Source organism: Streptomyces sp. SID3343 (assembly GCF_009865215.1).
Taxonomy (GTDB): Bacteria; Actinomycetota; Actinomycetes; order Streptomycetales; family Streptomycetaceae; genus Embleya.
The window spans coordinates 1-18,981 of the sequence record NZ_WWJX01000183.1; the positions used below are offsets into that span (position 1 = coordinate 1).

Consider the following 18,981-nt stretch of genomic DNA (forward strand, 5'->3'; position numbering starts at 1 on the left):
GACGGCGCCGCCCTCGCCCAAGCCCTGCACGCCGCGGCCGACGGCATGGCCCACATCGGATCCGCACGCCGCGACGACCGCACCCTCCTGGACGCCATGTACCCCGCCGCCGACGCCTTCGCCGCGAGCTGGAACAGCCTCCACGACCTCGCCCTCGCCGCCCGGGCCGGACTCGACGGCGCCCTCGACGGCGCCGCCGCCACCAGGACGATGACCGCCCGCCGAGGCCGAGCCTCCCGCAATGCCGGCCTGGCCGGCGGCCGAGTCGACGCCGGAGCGGCATCCGTGGCATTGGCTTGGACCACGGCTGTCCCCGGAACGGATCGCGAGTTGTGGAGACACACGGTCGCCGCCCCCGCGGTGTCGAGCCCGTGATGCCTGCCCCCGCCGGGGCGCCCCGTGCACGTCAGGAGGCGGGGGGCCCATAATAGGTCTGACAGGCATGACCACCGATCAAGCCCCCGCGCAGTTACGGAGCGTCGACGAGTGACCGTGAACGGAGCCGACCCGGGGGCCCCCAAGAGGGAGTCACAGGCGAACCGCATCGCCCGCCTCCTGATCGAGGACATCCGCCGAGGCACCTACCCCGTCGGCACCCGAATCCCCAGCGAGCGCCGATTGGCGCAGGATTTCGGCGTATCGCGCCCCGTCATCCGCGAAGCGGTCTCCACCGTCATCGGCCACGGCATCCTCGAAGTACAAATGGGCCGCGGCATGTTCGTCACCGCCCAACCCGCCGACGGCACCCCCGCCGAACGACTCAACCTCCAAGACGTGGTCAACGTCCGCGAGGTGCTGGAAACCGGCGCACTCCGCCTGTCGGCACACCGCGACGAGGGCCGCGACAGCACGAAGCTCGCCGCCATCCTCGACCGGCTCGGCGACGCGGTGGCCGCACGGGCGAGCACCGCCGAACTCGACAGCGCCCTGCACACCGCCATCGTCGAGGCAAGCGGCAGCCCCCTGCTCCTATCCCTGTGGCAGGGCCTACAACAGCAGATCGACGCGACCATCCGCATCTCACCGCACGGCCACACCATGAGCGCCGACATCCTCGCCCTACACCGAACCCTCGCCGACGGCGTCCTCCACGGCCACGTCGACGAGGCCACCATCGCCTGCCGACAACTCCACGACCAGAACCGCGAATTCCTTCGGGAACTGCTTGGGTGAGCCTTCGTCAGGAACTGCTTGGGTGAGCGTCCGTCGGGAACTGCTTCGGTGAGCCTTCGTCGCATACTTCACCGGAGATCCGGATGCGCGGGCTCGGGCATTTCATCGCCCGTGAGGCCCACAGGGCGCCGGCCCGACCGAAAGCGTTCCCACAGCTGCAAGCCGGCGGGTTCTGCTCGGTGCGGGTGGCCGCCCCCACCATCTCTCGCACGGTTGGCGGGCTCGATTCACCACCGATCCCCGACCGATCCGCAGTCGAGGGAGACCGCCGCAAGCCGGCGCGGTTCGCGTCGCGGGACGCCGGTGCCGGGTCGAACGCGCTCGCCTCGACTCGGGACCGGCGTCCGGCGGACGCGCGTCGTCCAGGCCGCCCGGGGAAAGGCCGCGAGGTCGGGCCGATCGGGCCGCAGATCGGCCCGCCAACGGCGTTCGGCCGGTGCCGCGTCCCCGTCGCGACCGGCGCCGGACGATTCGGGCGCGCTGACGTGCGCCACTTGGGTGCCGGAACCCGGTGATCCGATCAGCTCGCCCTCGGCGGCGAGTCGGGTGTACGCGCGGACGATCGTGCCGCCGTGCCACGCCCAGGTCGCCGGCCAGTGTGCGAGAGCCGGGCAAGGCTTGTCCCGGCGGCGAGTCGGCCGGGCCGCGCGGCCTCGCGCAACGCGTCCTCCACCGAGTGCCCGGGGCCGGCGGTACGGGGCACGAGGTCTTCACCCGTTGGTCGCTGCGCAAGCCGGTCGCCCACCTGCGCAAAGTGCACGGCCGGGTGATCAGCATCGGACAGTCCTGCCTCGCCTGCCAACGGCACTGTTCGGTCGTGGCCAGACCCTCCGTTTCGCCCGCCAGGCCGATCGGGAAGGTAACCACCGCGTTGACATGGACCCCGGCGACGTGGTCCGCGTCGCACCTGCCCGGCGCGGGGGCGACCCACGCGCCGGTGTCGTGGCGCTGCACCCCGTAGCGCGCGTACCCCACGCGGGCCATCAGCCGCGCCGGCACCGCGGCCATCCCGGCCACGCCCCTCCCGGGCCCGGCCGGCGGAGTGGAGAACCCGAACCCCGGCAGCGACGGAACGACCGCGTGGAACGCCTCGGACGGGTCGCCGCCGTCGACGCGGATCGGACAGCGGCCCGATCACGTCGAGGAAGTCCACCACCCCACCCGGCCGGCGGGCCGTGCAGCAACATCAGCGGCAGCGCATCGGGCTCGGGCGAACGCACCTGCAGGAAATGGACGTTCAGGCCCTCGACGGTGGTGACGAACTGCGGATGGTGGTTGAGCGCGGCCTCCGGCGCCCGCCAGTCGCAGGGCGTCCGCAACTACTCGGTGCGAGCTCCTTCGGATACCCGACCGACACTCCTCGGCCCCAGCCGACCCCGGCCACCTCGTCCGGCCGACGGGTGGCCGCCGGGCGCTGCCGGGGCGCTGCTACGGTCTGGCGCCATGAACTGGCTTCCCGACGACTTCGTCCACCCTGTCCTGGTACCGCTGCCGGGCGGCGCCCACCACCTGCGGCCGATCCGGGAAACGGATGCGCCGCTCGACTATCCGGCCGTGATGGGATCGCGCGAGCGGTTGTGGAGCATCTTCGGTCCGGCCTGGGGCTGGCCCGCGGCCACCATGACCTACGAGGCCGACCGGGCCGATTTGTTGCGGCACGAGAAGGAGATCGCCGCACACCAGTCCTTCAACTACGCGCTGTTCGACGTGGCGGAGACGGCCCTGCTCGGCTGTGTCTACATCGACCCGCCGGAGAAGGCGGGCGCGGACGGCGAAATCTCCTGGTGGGTGGTGGACGAATTGGTGGGCAGCGAGGTCGAGCAGGCTTTGGACGCGCTGGTGCCGCGGTGGATCGCCGCCGACTGGCCGTTCGAGCAGCCGCGCTTCATCGGCCGCGACCTCTCCTGGTCGCACTGGCTCGCCCTGCCGGCGCACCCCGATGCGTAAGCGCGGGATGATCATCCGCGCGGTGAACGCACCCGGACCGACAGTGGCGTAGCGCGGACGACGACGTGCTTTTGGAGAGACTGCACGCCCTCCCGTGGAGTGCGGACGGTGCGAGGGTGCCTCACCCGGCTGCCCGGAAGAGCCCTACCCTCCGCTCACGCCGGCCGAAGTCGAACGTGCGGACGCGAACTCGGGTATCGACTGCCCGGCTGCTTCGGCGCGTGTACACCGAGACCGGTGAAGGGGGACTCGGGCCGGGAGGCGGCCTCGCATCGCCGGCACCGCGCCGCATTCCCGCACCGGTATGTACCGGACTGGCCTTGCGCAACCACCATCCGCGCCCGACCTCGATGTCGGTGATGGTCGTCGTGGTGGGATCCGGACTCGGCCCGATCACGTCCTCCCCATCACGTCCCAGCCGAGCCATGGCGAAGCCGGACGAACCCACGGGTGCGGTCGGCAGGTCGAAACATGTCGGCGAGCACGTACACGGTCCGAGATATCGCAGGTCACCGACCACGTCGGCCGAGGCGTCATCGTCATCGCCACGCAACAACCCGACAATCTCGGTGGCGAGCCCCGGCGGTAAGGGCTCTGACGGTAGGGGCGGCCGAACCGATCGCCGGGGCGGGGCCGCTGTCTCGGTATGAGGAAAGCCCCGCGAGCGGGCATCCGTTCGTCGTGTTCGTCTCCGACAACCACATCTCGCAGTTTGCGCGGAGCCCAACCCTGAATCCCTCGGCGCCGTCCCGGAGATCGGTTTGCGCCCGAACGGCGCCGGGCTCGTCACCACTGTCGGTACGAACGCCGTTCGACCGTTGGGCGACCTCGCCGAAAACAAGCCCGGGCGGGTCGGCTTCGCGCTCTGGCCCACGTCTTCGACCACTGCCTCGAACCCGCCCTCTCGGGCCTCGCCGCCTTCACGACCTGCGGCCCTCACCACCGCCGGCAGTCCGGCCGGGCCTGACCACGCGAAGCGGTGTGCTCCAGCGGCTGTCGCCGATCCACGCGCGCCTCGTCGCCGTTTGCCGGTTCCGCCACCGGCGGGATCGATTCCGGGGGCTTTCCCAAGGCCGCTGCATAAAAACGTAGAGCGGAACAGGTCCCGAGACGGCGCCTGCTCGGTTACTGTCGGCAGTGTTTCTCCGGGGGGAGCCGGAAGGGACTGGAACGGATTTCAAGATCATTCGTCCTGCGGGAAGGAAACACATGCCCGGGCACCACACTTCGGAGGAAAGCACGTGGATCGAGGGCCAGACGTCCATACCGGTCCTGCGGGACCTGATCCAAGGTACGACATTTTTGGACTGGGCGCGCCCCGGTGTCACGCAAAACGTGAAAATGAAGAACGCGACGAAGCAGAACGTGTACGTCCTGGAAAGAACGAGAATCCTGTTCGTCATTGCGGACACGACCACGGCCATCATCAGCCTGGTGAAGGGAACGACAGTCAAAGGAATGGTGGAGGAGGCGGTCGTTCGCGCGGTTCTCAACATCAAGACGTGGGTTGAAGACCTCAACAAAAAAATTTCGGACGCGGTCAAGGATTACCAGGCCGGTCGTATCGATTTCGTCACGTATACCGGTACCGTAACAAAGGCAACAGTCGGCAGTATCGCGAACCTGAATGGGGACGCGAGGACACTTTTCGACGCCGTCGTCGACATCTTCGGGAGGGTGCGAGCCGACGATGTGCACAGCGACCTCGCCGAGCTTCCGCACCTGTCACTGACGAAAGACGACCCGTTCACGAAGGACCTGATCGAACGCTTCAGGAAGCAAGGAACGAAGATCGAGCCGGGCGAAACGAAACCTGTCCGAGAGAGTGATCTTGCGAAGGGGCTCGCCGTTTTCTCCGCGACCAATCAGCCCCCGGAGAACCTCAAAGACGCGGTATCCGTTGCGCTGCAGGCCGTCAATATCGGCGGCGTCGGGAACGTGGCGGGCCAGCTCGGCTTCCCCACCGTGGACATGTATGTCATGACGCATGACGGACTGCAGTACGCGCACATGACCACGGCCCCGAACATCTCGTGGATCGCCAAGCCGGACAGGATCGTTCCCGCCCGCGACGACGGCACCGGCCAGACGGAGCTGCCCGGTCTCGGATACTACCTGTGGAGCAACACGTCAAAAGGCGGGGGAGTCGTCAATCTCCAGAACCTGAATCGGGTGGCATACAACGCACTTGAGTCAATCGGGTTCGACCGGGGCCTTGCCACCGTTGTCCTGTATAAACTACGCGCCAAACTGGTTGCCCTGTCGGGCAAGGAAGACGGACCCTCGAACCCTGCCGCCGCGACCACTGCCGAAGTGCTGGCCCTCCCCAACTTTCGCAAGCTTTTCTGGATGGTCTACACAAGGGAGGGGGAGGGCGACGACAGGGTTGAAAACGCAGTGTACAACACGATGAAACATATCACGTGGTACGTGGATTCCAAAACCATCACCACCTTCCACAAAGATTCCGCAGCCGTGGAAAAGCATGCAAAAGTGCGTCTGGACGCGAAGGACTTCGGCCAGTGGAACAGCAGATCTTCGGACGGATATGACGCGTGTGTTTCAGCAGGGCGGTACGGGATCAGTTTCGACGACGCGGACGAGTACCTTCTCCATATCGCGCTGAAGTTCGCAGTCGTCGATATCTGGCCCCTCTCGGCGCCTCGGCGGGTCGGCAAGAAAACCACCGCATCCGATTATGTGCAAATCATTGCCGCCCTGCACGCATGCGCCTGCGGCGACAATCGGAAGGTGCACGATCTGATCGACCGGCTGGGGGCGTTCTACGAGAACCCCGCAGGGGATCCACGTTGGCAAGTGGGCGACAGCGGGAAGCTGCTGGCATGGTGGAAATCGAAGAAGCCCCTCCCGGATCTGGCCTCCGTCACGGTCTACGCGGCGAACACTCATATCCAAATGAAGAACCTCGAGTTGCTGATGAGGTTCAGATGATCCCGAGGTTGATCCCGAGGTGAAAGGGCCCGGGCGTCGTCCCCCGAGGCCTCGTGATCGATGACGTACCAGCCCGAATCAATGCCGGAGCCGGTCAGGTCAGCGTCCGTGCCGTAGAAACAGATCCTGCTTCGCGGAGTTCCGGTTCCCCACGACCGGTAACCCTTCGTGGATCTCCTGCCGCAGTTCGACGTCGGCGTGGTAGACGTCGGTGAGGTAGACGTCGAGTAGGTAGTAGCACAAGGAGGAGGGCGGAGGAGGTACGTACGGAAGGGGCCACTCATCGACGGAGAGTCACCGGATGATTGCGGCTGTACCTGACGCAGTGTGAGATCCGGCGCGGCGATACGATCATGATTCTTCCGCGTGTGTGACGTCGGGTCGTCGGGGCCCGTGGGCTCGGGCCGCTCTGTGGCGGTGGGGGCGTGGGCGTTGACGACGATCGAGCGGACCGCGTATCCGCGGTTCAAGAGGTTGATCTCGACCCGGGAACTGGCGGAGTTCTACACCCCGTCGGTGGACGAGGCCCTGTTCGCGCGATCGTGTTGTTGCGTTACCTCTCGGATCCGGCACTTCGCGACCAGATCGCGAAGGCCACCAACAAGGCCGAGGCATACAACGGCTTCACGAAGTGGCTCGCGTTCGGCAACCACGGCATCCTCGGCAGCCGCGACCCCGAACGCCAGGAGAAGGCCGTGGAGTTCCTCGACCTGGTCGCGGGCTCGGTGAACTTCTCCACCGCCGTCGACATGACCCGGGTCCTGCGGGACACGGCCCGCGCGGGCCGGCCCGTCGACCCCGCCGACCTCGCGGTCCTCAGCCCCTACCGGCGCGAGACGATCCGCCGCTTCGGCGACTACAACACCGACGGACTCCACATCCCACCCGCACCCGTAGACCCCCACCTCGACATCACCATCCCGCCGACAGCCCAACCCCGCCGACGTCACGGAACGTGAGGCAGAAACAGGCCGCCGGGGTTACGAGGAGCTTCAGCCATTCGAGGGCACGACACGCCGCACGGCCCTGACCGGCAGGTTCACCCTGGGCGGCAAGGCTTGATGCGTACGGTCCGTTTGCGCCTGTCGGTTCAGTCGCCGGAGTGGTCCGGCAGGAGTTGAGCCGCGAGTGATCGTGCCGTGACGGTCAGTGTGGCCGTGTCCAGCCCGGTCCGGCTCATGAACAAGAGCCCTTGTTGCGCGGCCAGAAGGGCGCGCGCCAGTGCGATCGGATCCGCTCCGGCCGGTAGGTCGCCCTCGCGTTGGGCGCGGGCGACGCAGTCACCGATCAGCGCGGTGGACGTCTCGTAGGTGCGGTGGGCGTGGGCGAGGACTTCCGGATCGGCGTTACCGAGTTCGCAGGTGCTGTTGGCCATCAGGCAGCCACGCCGCGTGCCGGAGCCGGTCGGGTCGTCGATCGGTGCCTCGAGGAGCATGCGTAGTGCGTCCAGGGCCCGTGGATTCTCGGCGAGGGCTTCCCGAAGATGGCCATGGCTGTCGTCGGTGTAGCTGTGCAGCGCCCGGAGGAAGAGCTGACGCTTGTCGCCGAACGCCGCATACAGGCTGCCTTTGCCCAGCCCGCTGACCCGCATCAGGTCTTCCAGCGAGGTCGCGGCGTAACCGGCGTCCCAGAACTGTTCCCGGACGGCGTTCAGTACCTGCTTCTCGTCGAACGATCGCGGACGTGCCATACGAACAGGATACGGATTCTTGACCGCGCGGTCCACCATGCCTATGGTGGACCGCGCGGTCAAGAACTCCGTGGCACGTTGCACCCAGGGAAGTGGGAAGCACATGGGAAAGCTGGACAACAAGGTGGCGATCGTGACCGGCGGGTCGCGAGGGATCGGGGCGGCGTCGGCGCTGGCGCTGGCCGACGAGGGAGCCGATGTCGCGATCAGCTACTCGTCCTCGGCGGATCAGGCCAAGGCCGTGGTCGCCGACCTGGAGGCGAAGGGGGTGCGTGCGGCGGCGTTCCGGGCGGACCAGTCGGACGCGGCGCAGGCGGCGGGCCTGATCCACAGCGTGGTCCAGCAGTTCGGAAAGCTGGACATTCTGGTCAACAATGCGGGTGCGACCGTCGGTGGGCCGATCGACAGCGAGCTCGCCGACGAGTCCGCCTTCGACCGTCAGCTCGCCATCAACTACACCAGTGTGGTGGCCGCGGTCCGAGCAGCGTTCCCGCTACTGCCCGACGGCGGGCGGATCATCAGCATCGGCTCGGGGGTGGGAACACGGGTGGGTTTCCCCGGAATGGCCGACTACGCGGGCACCAAGTCGGCCCTCGAGGGCTACAGCCGGGGCGCAGCCCGCGATCTGGCCCACCGAGGCATCACGGTCAACGTCATCCAGTCCGGGTTCGTCGACACCGAGATGAACCCCGCCGATGGCCCGGCCGCACCCATGTTCCTTTCGACAACGGCGATGGGGCGGTACGGCAGGCCGGAGGAGATCGCCGCCGGCGTCGTCTTCCTCGCCGGCCCGCAGGCCTCGTACGTCACCGGCGCAGTGCTGAGGATCGACGGCGGATACGGCGCATAGCGCGACCGCGCACCAGACGGCGAGCGGCCACGGATGGCGGCCGGCGGTAGCGCAGGAGTAAGGCCCCTTTCCAAGGCAGATTCCCGGGCCACTTCTGTCACGCAGCCGTCCGCGGCCGGCGTCGCCCTGCATCCGGAACCGAGCGGATCCGGATTGCGCACCGGACTCATGGACGCGTTGCGGGAGGCCGCGCGCACCGGGCGGCTCGTGTCGGGCACTCGGCTGCCCTCGGCCCGACCCCTTGCCACTGATCCAGGCAAAGCCCGTAACACCGTGGCCGTGGCCGACGCCGACGCGGAACTGGACGCCGAGGGCGGCTCACCGCACAGCAGGGGTCCGGGAACCGCCGGACAGCCCGAATACGCACGCCTGCACGCCGCGCGCGACGCGCTCGAACGGCAATGGCGCCACGAACTCCCGCCCTACCCCACACGCATTGCCCTTCGCGACGTCCGCGAACGTCGCGAAGGGCAACTCCGGGCACTCTTCGACTCCTTCACCACCACCCACCCCGGCCTCACCGCCACCATCCGCCGCTGAGCAACGCCGCCGCTGCCGCTCCGTGAGCCAGGTCCCGGGGGACGACGTGCCCGTGCGGGTTCCGTCGACCCCGCCGACGTCACGGAACGCGAGGAAGAAGCAGACCGCTGGGGGTACGAGGTGCGCTCCGCGCGGCCCGAGGGGCCCCGAGCCACGGCGGGGGCCGCTCGCGTAGGGAGACCCGGCACACGGCGATGCCCTGGGCCGCATACCGAGCCGGGGTGCGGCATACCGACGATCGAGGGGGAATCACGCGCGCGCCGATCCGAGCCCCCGATCGGCGGCGGTGCCGGACAGCATGAGCGTGGTCTCCTCGATCCGACGAAAGCGGCCGTCCGGCGCGAACTCGCCGAACACGTACACCTCCATCACCACGGTCGAGCCATCCGCCTTGTGCACGTCGATCGTGTGCCGGTCGGCGTAGATCGACCCATCGGACAGCTCTTCGTGCACCTCGATGCTGCCGCCGACCACGATCGTGCGCAGGTGCGCGATGTGCTCGGCGAAACCGGCCCGGTCCGCCCACACACCGTCGGTGCGCTGGCGATAGTCGGGGGCGAAGTGCCGGTCGATCGCGGTGTCGAGGTCCAACTCGGGGTGGAAGAGCAGGTCGGTGAGGGCGGCAGCGATACCGGTACAGGACATGGTGACGTGGCTCCGATCGAGAAGGTTTTCCCTGAGAGACGCGTGCTTCGCGCACGCTTTTCGACAATAGCGCATAAGCGTGCGGCGCGCACGCTAGTCTGGACGCATGGAACGGATGGTGGGACACGAGGTCGCGGACGCGCTGGGCCGACTGCTCCGGCGCAGCACCCGAGCGAACCTGTACGCGGGGCTGACCGAGGGCCTGGGGCCGGCCGTGGACGACACGACCTACCCCGTCCTCAGCGGCCTGGCCCGGACCGGGCCGTGTAGTGCCGCAGAATTGGCCGGCGAGATCGGACTCGACCGCTCCGGCGTCAGCCGCCGCGCGTCCCGCCTGGAGGCGGTCGGCCTGGTCCGCCGCGAGCCCGATCCCGGCGACCGTCGGGCGGTGCTGCTGACCCTGACCGACGCGGGCGCGACCTGCGTCGAGGCAATGCGCGAGCGGCTCGCGGCGCGGATCGAGGCGTCACTGGCAGGGTGGCCGGCGGACGAGGCGCGGATCTTCGCGCGCGGATTGCGGCGGTTCGTCGAGGACGGGCCACTGGGGGGCGAGCCGGCGACGGACGCCGTTCCCGGGTAGCCCGCACCCTCCGGAAACCATCTCGTCCCCGTCCCCGAAGTCGCCACACCGGCGGAGCGGAACGCGATGATCGAGCGGTGGGACGAAGTGGACGATACCTGCCGAATCCGCCCCCGGACCCGCGCCATCGGTGAGTACTTCGCCGTCGAGCGACCCCCGCTCGCGCCGTTGCCCGACGAGCCGTTCGAGACGGGGCGGCTGTTTACTCCCCGCCTTGACCGATCAGCCGGATCAGCGTCCGCACGAACCGCTACTCAGTGCCGGTGCACCTGAGCCCACGGCGAGCGCGACGGTACCCGAGCCCTGATCGAGGTGCTGCTGCAGTGCACCGGCATCTGTGGTTCCTCGGGGACCGACCACGATCAGCCGGCCGACAACTCCCCACGGGCATCCGGTGGTTGACCGAGGGCTTGCCGGCCGATGGTTCCGTTCCGGACGGAGTGGGCCTCGGCCGGGGCTCTCGCGCATCAGGATTTCGCCCGCCGGCGCAAACCTCGACATACCTCCTGACCATCTTCGGGTCGTGTCCTGCCAAGGTCACAGCCGACCAGACCGCCCCGGTCAGGTCGTACGCCTCAAGGATTTCCACGATCCCTCTGTCGGACTTCGTCACGGGATCTCGCCGACCGGTAGCTGATGCTCGCAACACCAGCAAAACGGACGGAGGGCCCTCCTTCGGACAAGGAACCGATCAGGAACACCGCAGGCCAGACGGCCATACACCGCGAATGCCGGTGGCCATCAGACCCACGTCGGCACCACCACCCGGTCGGATTCGCTCCCGCTCCCGGCGGAGCGAACGTCGTTCCCCTGCAACCGACTTCTCCCTGGGTTCGGCATTGTGTCCACGGGCGTCGGTGCTCGCGGATACCGTCCGGCGCATGGATCTCACGGGTACGAACGTCGACGTCAACGTCTTCCAACAGGCATGGGATCGGTTCGAGGCCATACTGGCCGAGCGGTCGCCGGAGGATCGCGTCACCCTGCGTCCCCCGGCGACCGCCGCCCGGGTCGACGCGCTGGAAGCCCGTCTCGGCTTCCCGCTCCATCCCGAACTCCGGGCGCTCCTGGGACGCCACGACGGTGTCCCCGACGCCGAAGCCAGTTGGGATCTCGACCACTTCCAGGCAGGAGCTTTCCTCCCCCTCGGTCACCGACTCGACGGAGCCGACGCCATCGCCTCGGCATACACCGGAATCGTCACCCTGGCCGAGGACTTCGAGGCCGACTTCGATCCGGCCGACTACGTGGACGACTTCCGCGAGAACCACGTCGACGGCAACATTCTCCGCTGGGTGCCCTTCGCGCACCCCAACGACGGCGGCATCGCCTTCGTGTACCACCAACCCGGCCCGATGTACGGCCACGTGTACGAGATCGGCCTCGGATCCGGGTGTTGGCCACCCGTGGAGTGGGCCACGAGCCTGACCGAGTTCTTCGATCTCCTGGCCCGATCCCTGGAGGACGGCACGCCGTTCCGGGGCTCCCGGCCCACCACCTACCGACACTCCTCGGGTAGGCACACCCTGGAATGGACCTGACCCGCCGCGCTGTTCGTGTCGGGCCAGCATCGCCCTGTCGACGGCGTTTCCCCTGGTGGGGCTCGTGTGGGTCGACGGCGGGTACGTCGATTCGGTCGACAGTGGGCTCGGAATGCTGCGCTGCCTCTTGCGGAGTTGTCCGGACTTCGGCCCGGTCACCGCGCCTGCGGGCGGCGTGCGTGCGATCGCGTCGACCACCTCCAGGTAGGCAGGGTTACGCGTCTTGCTCCGTCCTCGGGTCTACTGCGGAATCAGAACCTTCTCGACGCGCAGACCGACGCGGGTGTCCGCGGCGATGGCGAACCGCTTGGAGGCGAGGTGCGTGGCCTGAATCACCACGAAGCCGTGTGCGGACCGGTGGGTGCGTAGTCGTCCAGGTCCGAGCCGAATCCGTGCGCGAACAGCACGATGGGCAGACCCGTGCCGGTGACCGGTGTGGAGATGCGTACGTGCAGGTCCGCGCTGCGGTGCGGTCAGCGCGAGCGGCGAAGGGCACATCGGCTACGCTGAAAACCTGACGTTGACGTCAAAGGCAAGTCAGCGCGACGTACATCACGTGGAGCTCGGAATGCGCATTGGGGAACTCGCCCGCCGAACCGGCGTCAGCACCCGGGCCCTGCGGTACTACGAGGAGCAGAACCTGCTCGCCGCCGAGCGCAGCGACAGCGGCCAGCGCCACTACTCGGAAGCCGCGGTCGATCGGATCCGTGTGATCCGGGAGCTGTACACCGCCGGTCTGTCCAGCAAGATCATCGCCGAACTCACGCCCTGCGTCGTCGACGGCATGGCCACCCCCGAGCTTCTCGACCGCTTGGCGATGGAGCGTGACCACATCGACCGGCACATCGCCGACCTCACGCACACCCGGAACCGGCTCGACGCGGTCATCGCCGGCGCCTCGGCCACCCTGCGCACCGGCACTCCCTGCCGGGGGAACACCGCCGCGCAGGGCGCTCCCATCGCGTTCGGTTCGGTCGTATCGACCACCTCGCAACCATCGGGTTCGAGCTCGCTCCGGTAGCCGTCCTCTACGGAGCACGGCCCCGGGGGCGTCATCTCGCTCGGCCGGCCGGAGCCGACCCGAGGGTCTTGGCGAAGCGCGGGAACTCGTGCTTGTCACGGACCGGTAGCGTCCAGCCACGGTTGCGAGTCGACCCCGGGCGGATAAAACCGGTCGCCCTTCGGCCTTCGGTCCAGGCGCACCACCTGCGCCGGCTCGGCGTCAGGTGAGCGGGGTCCGGTTTTCGCGGGGCCGTCACGTGAGGGAGCGGAGGAGGCCGAGATCGCCTGGGTCGGGGTGGCCGGACGTGAATCTGTTTCGGCGGCCTGGGCCTTCATCGCCGAAGCCCGGGAGCGGAGGCGCACAGCGGTCGGCTTCGGTGGCGCCGAGGTTGCGTGGTTGCCATTTCGTTTCGCCACGTCTGCGACACCGGGACTGCCGAGAAGGGCCGACGCTTCCTCGGTGTCGACGGAGCGTTCGCGCTTTCCGCATGGGTCGGCCGCGACGGCCGGGGCTTCGAGTCGCCGCTTCGTCCAGTGCCGGGTGTGTTCGAGCGCATCGGCATGGTCTGCGAGTAGCGGAGAAGCGAGTTCGTGGGGGGAGAGGGGTTCCGGCGCGGCGGGGGATCGCGGCGGTGAGCTGTTCGACTGTCGGAACCGCCACATGGTCTCTGGTGGCCTGCCTTCTCGCCGCCGGACCGGTCGGCCGACGGCCGACGTCGCACCGAAGGTGGCGACCCGTGGCAGGCGAGTGGCGACCGGGTGGCGGGCGCGCGGGGGAGTCCGCGTCCCGTCCGAGAACGGGTGAGTCCCCGTCCCATCCACAGCAGCGCCCGCCGTCGTCGCGGGCGACGTTGCTCGGCGCGCTACGCGGAAAAGGGGGCGCCCCGAAGGGCGCCCCCTTCTCTGTGCAGGTCAGTAAATCTCGATCCGGGTCACCTTGTGGACGTGGCCGGGGTTCCACGGCTGCCACTTTTGGATGGTGACGCTTTCCAGCGCCGGGTTGTTCAGGTTCCGCTGGAACTGGATGTTCACCACGTTGTTGCCCGACTCGACCCAGTTGACGCCGTAGATGGCGACACCCACGAACCCGCGGTCGGCGAAGCAGAGAACGCTCTGGCCGTTGTTGTTGTGGATCTCCAGATAGTCGGTCCGGTTGCAGTTCACGCCGTGGACGAGCGTCGAGGGACCCCCGGTCGGGGTGGCGGCGACGGCGGGTACGGCCAAGGCGGCCAGGGCGGCCACCGTGGCGGCGGCGACCCCGAGAGAGCGACGTAAGGGCAGCTTCACGCTTGTTCCTTTGAGCTTCACGCTTCCTCCATGTGTCGTGGACGGATGTCCCGGCCGACCTCCGACGATCCACCCGTCGGGCGGGCAAAACGATTCGGGACGACCTCGGGACACCCCGAGCATGTCGGGCCCGGCTCCCTGGGACGACCCAGCCTGCCGGCAGATCGAGGTACAGCCTGCACCCCTCGGCGGAGAGCCCCACTCGGCGCGTTCGACTCGAACACCCGGGCGGTGGACGCTCTCGATACGCGGCATGGCGGTGGGTCGGCCGACCCGCCCACGGGGACCGGAGCGGGTCGTCGACCACACGGCCGACCGGCGCTGCGGCCGTCGTCGCGTTCACCCCTCGGTGGTCACCGTCACCCCTCGATGGTCACAGTCACCTCGGTGGTCACGGTCACCGCTCGGTGCTCGCCTTCGCGTCGGCACCGACGACATACGGGCGGTGGTGTAGACCCGCCGGGCGCTCCAGGCCGACCCGGACGACTCGTCGACCGAGTAACGCGCCATTCCCGGATACCGCCGTCTCGGTCGAGACCCCGTCCCGTCGAGCGATGCGGAGCGGGTGGTGGCCGGTTCACCACGTCGGATCGGTTGCCGTGAGGAAGCTTTCGAGGAGTACGGGGGATGTCGGACGATTCGGTGGACCTCGGTGGACCTCGGCGGCTGACGGTGACCGGATCCGTCGCGAGGGCGGGCGCCGAGGTAGGCCGGACGGCCGTTCTTCGGATGTGCCCAACCGCCTTCGACCGGGTCGGGTCCGGGCCATAGGACGGCGGGAGTGGCCGGGTTCGGCCCGTCGACACGCTCCGCGAAGGCCCGCGTCCTGTGGGGCTGCGACGACTGCCCGGGTGTCCCGGATCGGTGTGAGCGGCCGGTCGAACGTCGCGTGCATCTGCGGGAGTTGGCGGGTCGATTCCCGGTCGGTCGCCGAACCGGGTACGGAGCGACGGAGTCACCCCGCGCTCCGTCCGGCGGGTACCGGAATCCGCGGTGCATCGGGCCGCAGCGTCGCCGGTGGCCGAGTCCGGTGGTGGTGGGACGGGGTGGGTTTCTGCCACCCGGGCGCTTTCGCCGGCGCGCCGTGGGACCCTCTCGTGGGCGAGCGGACGCCCGACTCCCCGACCGGACGCGATCGTTGCGCGATCAGACCTGGCGGTGCACATCCTCGAGGTAGCGCAGTACGGCGGCGACGCGGCGGTCCGTGTGGTCGGTGGGGGGCAGGTCGAGTTTGGCGAAGATGCTGCGGATGTGCTTGTGGACGGTGCCTTCGGCGACGAGCAGTTGCTCGGCCACGGCGATGTTGCCCATCCCCTCGGCCATCAGCGCGAGGACGTCGCGTTCGCGGGTGCTCAGGCGCGCGAGTCGGGTGTCCGAGCGGGTGCGCGCGAAGAGTTGGGTGACCACCTCCGGGTCGATCGCGGTGCCGCCGTTGGCCACCCGGTGCAGGGCAGTCAGGAACTCCTCGACCCGTCCGACCCGTTCCTTGAGGAGGTAGCCCAGACCGGCGCTGCCCTCGGCGAGCAGTTCGGTGGCGAACGCCTGCTCGACGTAGGCGGACAGCACGAGTACGGCCAGGTCGGGCCGGCGGCGTCTGGCCTCCACGGCCGCGGCGATCCCCTCGTCGGTGTGGGTCGGCGGCATCCGGACGTCCACGATGGCCACATCGGGTGTGTGGGCGTCGACGGCGGCCAGGAAGCTCACCGGGTTGTCGACAACCGCGACGACGTCGATCGACTCGGCGCGCAACAGCAGGGCGAGGCCTTCGCGCAGCAGCGCGTCGTCCTCGGCGATCACCACCCGCACGGCAGGCTCACCTCCATGGTGGTCGGTCCGCCCGAGGGGCTGTCCAGGGTGAACGTTCCGTCGTGTGCCTCGGCGCGGCGGCGAATGCCGGTCAGTCCCGAGCCGCCCTGCTCGTCCGCTCCGCCGCAGCCGTCGTCGGTGATCGTCAGGCACAGCCGGTCGTCTCGACGGCGCAGTGTGACGGCGGCCGAGCGGGCCGCGCTGTGCCGAGCGATGTTGGTGAGTGCTTCGGCCACCACGAAGTAGGCCGTCGCCTCGACGGATGCCGCGTGCCGTTCGATGTCGTCGGCGTCGATCCGACAGGACACGGGGCAGGCCGCGGCCAGGCCGGTGAGCGCGTCGGCGAGACTGCGGTCGGCCAACACCGGGGGCAGGATGCTGCGCACGACCGTGCGCAGTTCGGCCAAGGCCTGCTCGGCGGCGCTCTGCGCACGCTCCAACACGTCGTCGGCCCGCGACGGGTCGCGGCTGAGAGTGCGTCGGGCCGCACCGATCAAGATGCCGACCGCGACGAGGCGGTTTTGGGTTCCGTCGTGCAACGACCGTTCGATCCGCCGTAGTTCGACGGCGTGGGCGTCCAGTGCCGCGGCGCGGGTCGCGGTCAACTGCGCGACGCGCAGGGAGAGATCGGTGCTCGATCGCGGCGGAAGCAGCCGCCGTCCCGGCCACGCCTGCAAGCGAGCCGTCCACGACGTGGTGGCAACGGCGACGGCGAGCAGGCCTACACCCGCGAGGCACACCGCGAACGCGCCCGGCCAACTGCCCACGGGTCCGAAGTCCGCCGGAGACGGCGAGGCCTTGCTCGGCGGGACCAGCCGCCACCACACCGGGAACAGGATGTCGGTCGCCGCGGACAGGGGCAGTGTCACCCCGGCCAGGCCCACCAACAGCCCCAGGGTGGCGTGAACGACCAGCCAACGCAGTTCGCGGCGAGTGGTGGGATCGGCAAGGGCGGCCCGGATGTTGTCGGGCCCGGGGCTCGGTCTCGTGATCTCCTCGCCCCAGCCGGATAATCGGGCCCGCTCCCGATCGGCCACGGCGCGCAGGAGCCGCAGCGTGCCGGGCACCAGCAGCAGGCCGACGCCGACGAGGCATGCCAACGTGACGGCGATCGTCCACACCAGGGCGACCAGCGCCAGAACGGCGGTACCCAGCCCGCCGACCAGGTGCTCGAACGCGTCGGACGTGGTCCGCAGGGGAGCGAGGACGTCCTTCGGGCCCGCGGTCGGGCCCGAAGCGACCGAGGAGGCCCTGTGTGTTGGCATCCGAACCTTTCGACCCACGAAGACGGCAGGAGCCCACGGGCGGCTCCTCGGGCCTCCCGGGATGGAGGTTACCGGGTGTTCCTGTTCGTTCGGTGATCGTATCGTCACCGACGGCGAACGAACGGCTGTCGTGGGCAAGGACGTTCCCGTCGCGGCCTCCGCGATCCGGACCCTGCGGGCCCGAGAATCGGCGGACGCCGACTGCCGCCGCACGAGCGGTCCGCGCGCTCCGTACGGCCGTCTGCGCCGGGGCGACGAACCCCTTGACCCCGACAGGCCGAGACTCGCCTCCCGTAGTTTGAGGGAGACGAGTCTCGTGCGCGACGCGCGCCCCGTCGAGGAACGGGCCCACGCCGGTGGCCCCGGGGACCGATCGAAGCGTGGTCGGCGCCGAGACCGATCTTCGACCCGGCGGTGGTCGCAAGGGCGTGGATGCGGTTCGCGTACCCGCGGCGGGCCGTCGGCCGTCGGCACGGTGGTCGGCGGGGAGCCGGCGCCGTTCTTCGTGGCGGCGCAGGGCTTTCGCGCTCGCCCCGCCCACTCGGCGGCGGCCTGCACCGATCCGTACCGGTTCTCCCTCGGCGGGGGTGGCCGTCTCGGCGTGCCGACTTGCACCTCACGTCAATGTCAGGTTTTAGAGTGGGCAGGCGTCGAAGGAACACGTCGTTTCGACCCGTCAAGGCAAGGCAGGACATCATGCGTGCAGCTCGCTTCCACACGTACGGCGAGGCGGAGGGCCTGGTGATCGAGCAGGTGCCCGACCCCCACCCCGGACCCGGTGAGATCCGGGTCCGCGTCGCGGCGGCCGGCGTCAATCCCATCGACTGGAAGCTGCGCGCCGGCGCCTTGCACGGGGTGATCCCCCTGGAGCTGCCCGCCGTTCCCGGGCGCGACGCCGCCGGAGTGGTCGACGAGATCGGTGCGGAAGTGCAGGGGGTGGGCATCGGCGACCGCGTCTTCGGATTGGGCGGTGTCACCGGCGCGACCGCCGAACTGTTCGTCCTCTCGGCCTGGGCCCACGTCCCCGCCACCTGGAACGACGAGCAGGCCGCGGGCGCCGGCCTCGCGTCCGTGACCGCGATGCGCGGACTGGACGCGCTCGGCTCCCTCGCTGGGCGCACCCTCCTCGTCGAGGGCGCCGCCGGAGGCGTGGGCAGCGCGGCAGTGGAGATCGCCGTCGCACGAGGTGCCACCGTGATCGGGACGGCAAGCGAACGCAACCACGAGTTCCTGGCCTCCCTCGGCGCCGTTCCCACCACCTACGGCCCCGGCCTCGCCCAGCGCCTCTCCGCCCTGGCCCCGCACGGCGTCGACGTCGTGCTCGACACCGCCGCCTCCGGCTCCCTGGACGACCTCGTCGCGATCACGGGCGACCCGACACGCGTCGCGACGGTCGCCGACCACGCGGGCGGGCAACGCCTGGGCACACACGTGGTCAACGCGGAGAACGACTCCACCCTGCTGTCCGAGGCCGCGGAGCTGGGCCGGCAGGGCCGCTACACACCCCGTGTCGAACAGAGCTATCCCCTGGAGCGGATCGCCGACGCCCACGCGCACGCCGAGCGCGGACGCACCCGCGGAAAGATCGTCGTCCGCATCTGAAGCGGGGGCCCGACCCGGCCACGCCGGCCCGCCACGTGACGATCCCGGCGGGCCGGCGCCGGGCGTTCGGGGCCGACCGCTCGGCGTCGGGCGTCTGGCGT

The 18,981-nt window shown here is 69.4% G+C and carries 18 protein-coding genes and 1 pseudogene; 12 read left to right on the top strand and 7 right to left on the bottom strand.

The genetic code is table 11. The features are described 5' to 3' along the window. The 3 genes from GT354_RS06835 to GT354_RS56390 form a co-directional block, all read left to right on the top strand. A partial coding sequence (locus GT354_RS06835) for a DAK2 domain-containing protein (RefSeq protein WP_161355318.1) occupies nucleotides 1-375 on the top strand: 375 nt, incomplete at its 5' end. 111 nt (nucleotides 376-486) lie between these two features. Beyond that, a complete protein-coding gene (locus tag GT354_RS06840) occupies nucleotides 487-1,173 on the top strand; it encodes a GntR family transcriptional regulator (RefSeq protein WP_161355319.1) in 687 nt (228 codons plus the stop codon). Between the two features lie 598 nt (nucleotides 1,174-1,771). After that, entirely contained in the window at nucleotides 1,772-2,134 is a 363-nt protein-coding gene (locus GT354_RS56390) for a hypothetical protein (RefSeq protein WP_346011901.1), read from the top strand. A 22-nt stretch (nucleotides 2,135-2,156) separates the two neighbouring features. Here the strand turns inward: GT354_RS56390 and GT354_RS52475 are convergent, their stop codons facing one another. Further along, the gene (locus tag GT354_RS52475; protein ID WP_237534447.1) at nucleotides 2,157-2,492 is read right to left on the bottom strand and encodes an epoxide hydrolase N-terminal domain-containing protein; all 336 of its coding nucleotides are present in this window, start codon (nucleotides 2,490-2,492) and stop codon (nucleotides 2,157-2,159) included. 124 nt (nucleotides 2,493-2,616) lie between these two features. Here GT354_RS52475 and GT354_RS06850 point away from each other — a divergent pair, with 124 nt between their 5' ends. Next, nucleotides 2,617-3,120, top strand: coding sequence for an N-acetyltransferase (locus GT354_RS06850; RefSeq protein WP_161355320.1), 504 nt, complete (start codon nucleotides 2,617-2,619; stop codon nucleotides 3,118-3,120). A gap of 1,209 nt (nucleotides 3,121-4,329) precedes the next feature. Beyond that, nucleotides 4,330-6,072, top strand: a complete 1,743-nt coding sequence (locus GT354_RS06855) for a hypothetical protein (RefSeq protein WP_161355322.1) — start codon at nucleotides 4,330-4,332, stop codon at nucleotides 6,070-6,072. Nucleotides 6,073-6,171: 99 nt separating this feature from the next. Here the strand turns inward: GT354_RS06855 and GT354_RS06860 are convergent, their stop codons facing one another. Further along, nucleotides 6,172-6,315: a transposase gene (locus GT354_RS06860; RefSeq protein WP_161355323.1), complete on the bottom strand. Its 144-nt coding sequence runs from the start codon at nucleotides 6,313-6,315 to the stop codon at nucleotides 6,172-6,174. A 299-nt stretch (nucleotides 6,316-6,614) separates the two neighbouring features. Between GT354_RS06860 and GT354_RS06865 the strand changes: the two genes are divergently transcribed. Then, on the top strand, nucleotides 6,615-7,031 hold the full coding sequence (locus tag GT354_RS06865; RefSeq protein WP_161355324.1) for a Tn3 family transposase: 417 nt from the start codon (nucleotides 6,615-6,617) through the stop codon (nucleotides 7,029-7,031). 131 nt (nucleotides 7,032-7,162) lie between these two features. Here GT354_RS06865 and GT354_RS06870 read toward each other — a convergent pair whose 3' ends face one another. Beyond that, the gene (locus GT354_RS06870) at nucleotides 7,163-7,762 is read right to left on the bottom strand and encodes a TetR/AcrR family transcriptional regulator (protein ID WP_161355325.1); all 600 of its coding nucleotides are present in this window, start codon (nucleotides 7,760-7,762) and stop codon (nucleotides 7,163-7,165) included. A gap of 103 nt (nucleotides 7,763-7,865) precedes the next feature. Here GT354_RS06870 and GT354_RS06875 point away from each other — a divergent pair, with 103 nt between their 5' ends. Next, nucleotides 7,866-8,612: an SDR family oxidoreductase gene (locus GT354_RS06875; RefSeq protein ID WP_161355326.1), complete on the top strand. Its 747-nt coding sequence runs from the start codon at nucleotides 7,866-7,868 to the stop codon at nucleotides 8,610-8,612. Nucleotides 8,613-8,738: 126 nt separating this feature from the next. Then, a pseudogene (locus GT354_RS06880) lies at nucleotides 8,739-8,959 on the top strand (GntR family transcriptional regulator); the annotation flags it as partial. 442 nt (nucleotides 8,960-9,401) lie between these two features. Here GT354_RS06880 and GT354_RS06885 read toward each other — a convergent pair. After that, the gene (locus GT354_RS06885) at nucleotides 9,402-9,797 is read right to left on the bottom strand and encodes a nuclear transport factor 2 family protein (protein ID WP_161355327.1); all 396 of its coding nucleotides are present in this window, start codon (nucleotides 9,795-9,797) and stop codon (nucleotides 9,402-9,404) included. A gap of 106 nt (nucleotides 9,798-9,903) precedes the next feature. On the opposite strand from GT354_RS06885, the gene GT354_RS06890 reads away from it, so the two are divergent. The 3 genes from GT354_RS06890 (at nucleotide 9,904) to GT354_RS06905 (ending at nucleotide 12,939) form a co-directional block, all read left to right on the top strand. Next, nucleotides 9,904-10,377 (top strand): MarR family transcriptional regulator, encoded by a 474-nt coding sequence (locus tag GT354_RS06890; RefSeq protein ID WP_161355329.1) that lies wholly within the window; start codon nucleotides 9,904-9,906, stop codon nucleotides 10,375-10,377. A gap of 881 nt (nucleotides 10,378-11,258) precedes the next feature. Further along, nucleotides 11,259-11,918 carry an SMI1/KNR4 family protein gene (locus GT354_RS06895; protein ID WP_161355331.1) on the top strand — a complete coding sequence of 220 codons (660 nt, stop codon included), beginning with the start codon at nucleotides 11,259-11,261 and terminating at the stop codon, nucleotides 11,916-11,918. Nucleotides 11,919-12,486: 568 nt separating this feature from the next. Then, entirely contained in the window at nucleotides 12,487-12,939 is a 453-nt protein-coding gene (locus tag GT354_RS06905; protein ID WP_161355332.1) for a MerR family transcriptional regulator, read from the top strand. Nucleotides 12,940-13,832: 893 nt separating this feature from the next. Here GT354_RS06905 and GT354_RS06910 read toward each other — a convergent pair. The 3 genes from GT354_RS06910 to GT354_RS53570 all read right to left on the bottom strand — a co-directional run bounded on the left by GT354_RS06910 (nucleotide 13,833) and on the right by GT354_RS53570 (nucleotide 17,278). Continuing rightward, nucleotides 13,833-14,207, bottom strand: a complete 375-nt coding sequence (locus GT354_RS06910) for a beta/gamma crystallin domain-containing protein (protein ID WP_346011902.1) — start codon at nucleotides 14,205-14,207, stop codon at nucleotides 13,833-13,835. A 1,146-nt stretch (nucleotides 14,208-15,353) separates the two neighbouring features. After that, nucleotides 15,354-16,013 (bottom strand): response regulator transcription factor, encoded by a 660-nt coding sequence (locus GT354_RS06915; RefSeq protein ID WP_161355336.1) that lies wholly within the window; start codon nucleotides 16,011-16,013, stop codon nucleotides 15,354-15,356. Continuing rightward, complete coding sequence (locus tag GT354_RS53570) at nucleotides 16,001-17,278, bottom strand: sensor histidine kinase (protein WP_161355337.1); 1,278 nt, start codon at nucleotides 17,276-17,278, stop codon at nucleotides 16,001-16,003. Before GT354_RS53570 ends, GT354_RS06915 begins: the two co-directional genes overlap by 13 nt. A 696-nt stretch (nucleotides 17,279-17,974) precedes the next feature. Between GT354_RS53570 and GT354_RS06925 the strand changes: the two genes are divergently transcribed. Beyond that, the gene (locus GT354_RS06925; RefSeq protein ID WP_161355339.1) at nucleotides 17,975-18,880 is read left to right on the top strand and encodes an NADP-dependent oxidoreductase; all 906 of its coding nucleotides are present in this window, start codon (nucleotides 17,975-17,977) and stop codon (nucleotides 18,878-18,880) included. Nucleotides 18,881-18,981: the final 101 nt, after the last annotated feature.

What these genes read in the sequence shown, in the direction of transcription:
- GT354_RS06850 (WP_161355320.1), top strand. Translation starts at nt 2,617, where the DNA reads ATGAACTGGCTTCCCGACGACTTCGTCCACCCTGTCCTGGTACCGCTG.
- GT354_RS06855 (WP_161355322.1), top strand. Translation starts at nt 4,330, where the DNA reads ATGCCCGGGCACCACACTTCGGAGGAAAGCACGTGGATCGAGGGCCAG.
- GT354_RS06870 (WP_161355325.1), bottom strand. Translation starts at nt 7,762, where the DNA reads ATGGCACGTCCGCGATCGTTCGACGAGAAGCAGGTACTGAACGCCGTC.
- GT354_RS06875 (WP_161355326.1), top strand. Translation starts at nt 7,866, where the DNA reads ATGGGAAAGCTGGACAACAAGGTGGCGATCGTGACCGGCGGGTCGCGA.
- GT354_RS06885 (WP_161355327.1), bottom strand. Translation starts at nt 9,797, where the DNA reads ATGTCCTGTACCGGTATCGCTGCCGCCCTCACCGACCTGCTCTTCCAC.
- GT354_RS06890 (WP_161355329.1), top strand. Translation starts at nt 9,904, where the DNA reads ATGGAACGGATGGTGGGACACGAGGTCGCGGACGCGCTGGGCCGACTG.
- GT354_RS06895 (WP_161355331.1), top strand. Translation starts at nt 11,259, where the DNA reads ATGGATCTCACGGGTACGAACGTCGACGTCAACGTCTTCCAACAGGCA.
- GT354_RS06905 (WP_161355332.1), top strand. Translation starts at nt 12,487, where the DNA reads ATGCGCATTGGGGAACTCGCCCGCCGAACCGGCGTCAGCACCCGGGCC.
- GT354_RS53570 (WP_161355337.1), bottom strand. Translation starts at nt 17,278, where the DNA reads ATGCCAACACACAGGGCCTCCTCGGTCGCTTCGGGCCCGACCGCGGGC.
- GT354_RS06925 (WP_161355339.1), top strand. Translation starts at nt 17,975, where the DNA reads ATGCGTGCAGCTCGCTTCCACACGTACGGCGAGGCGGAGGGCCTGGTG.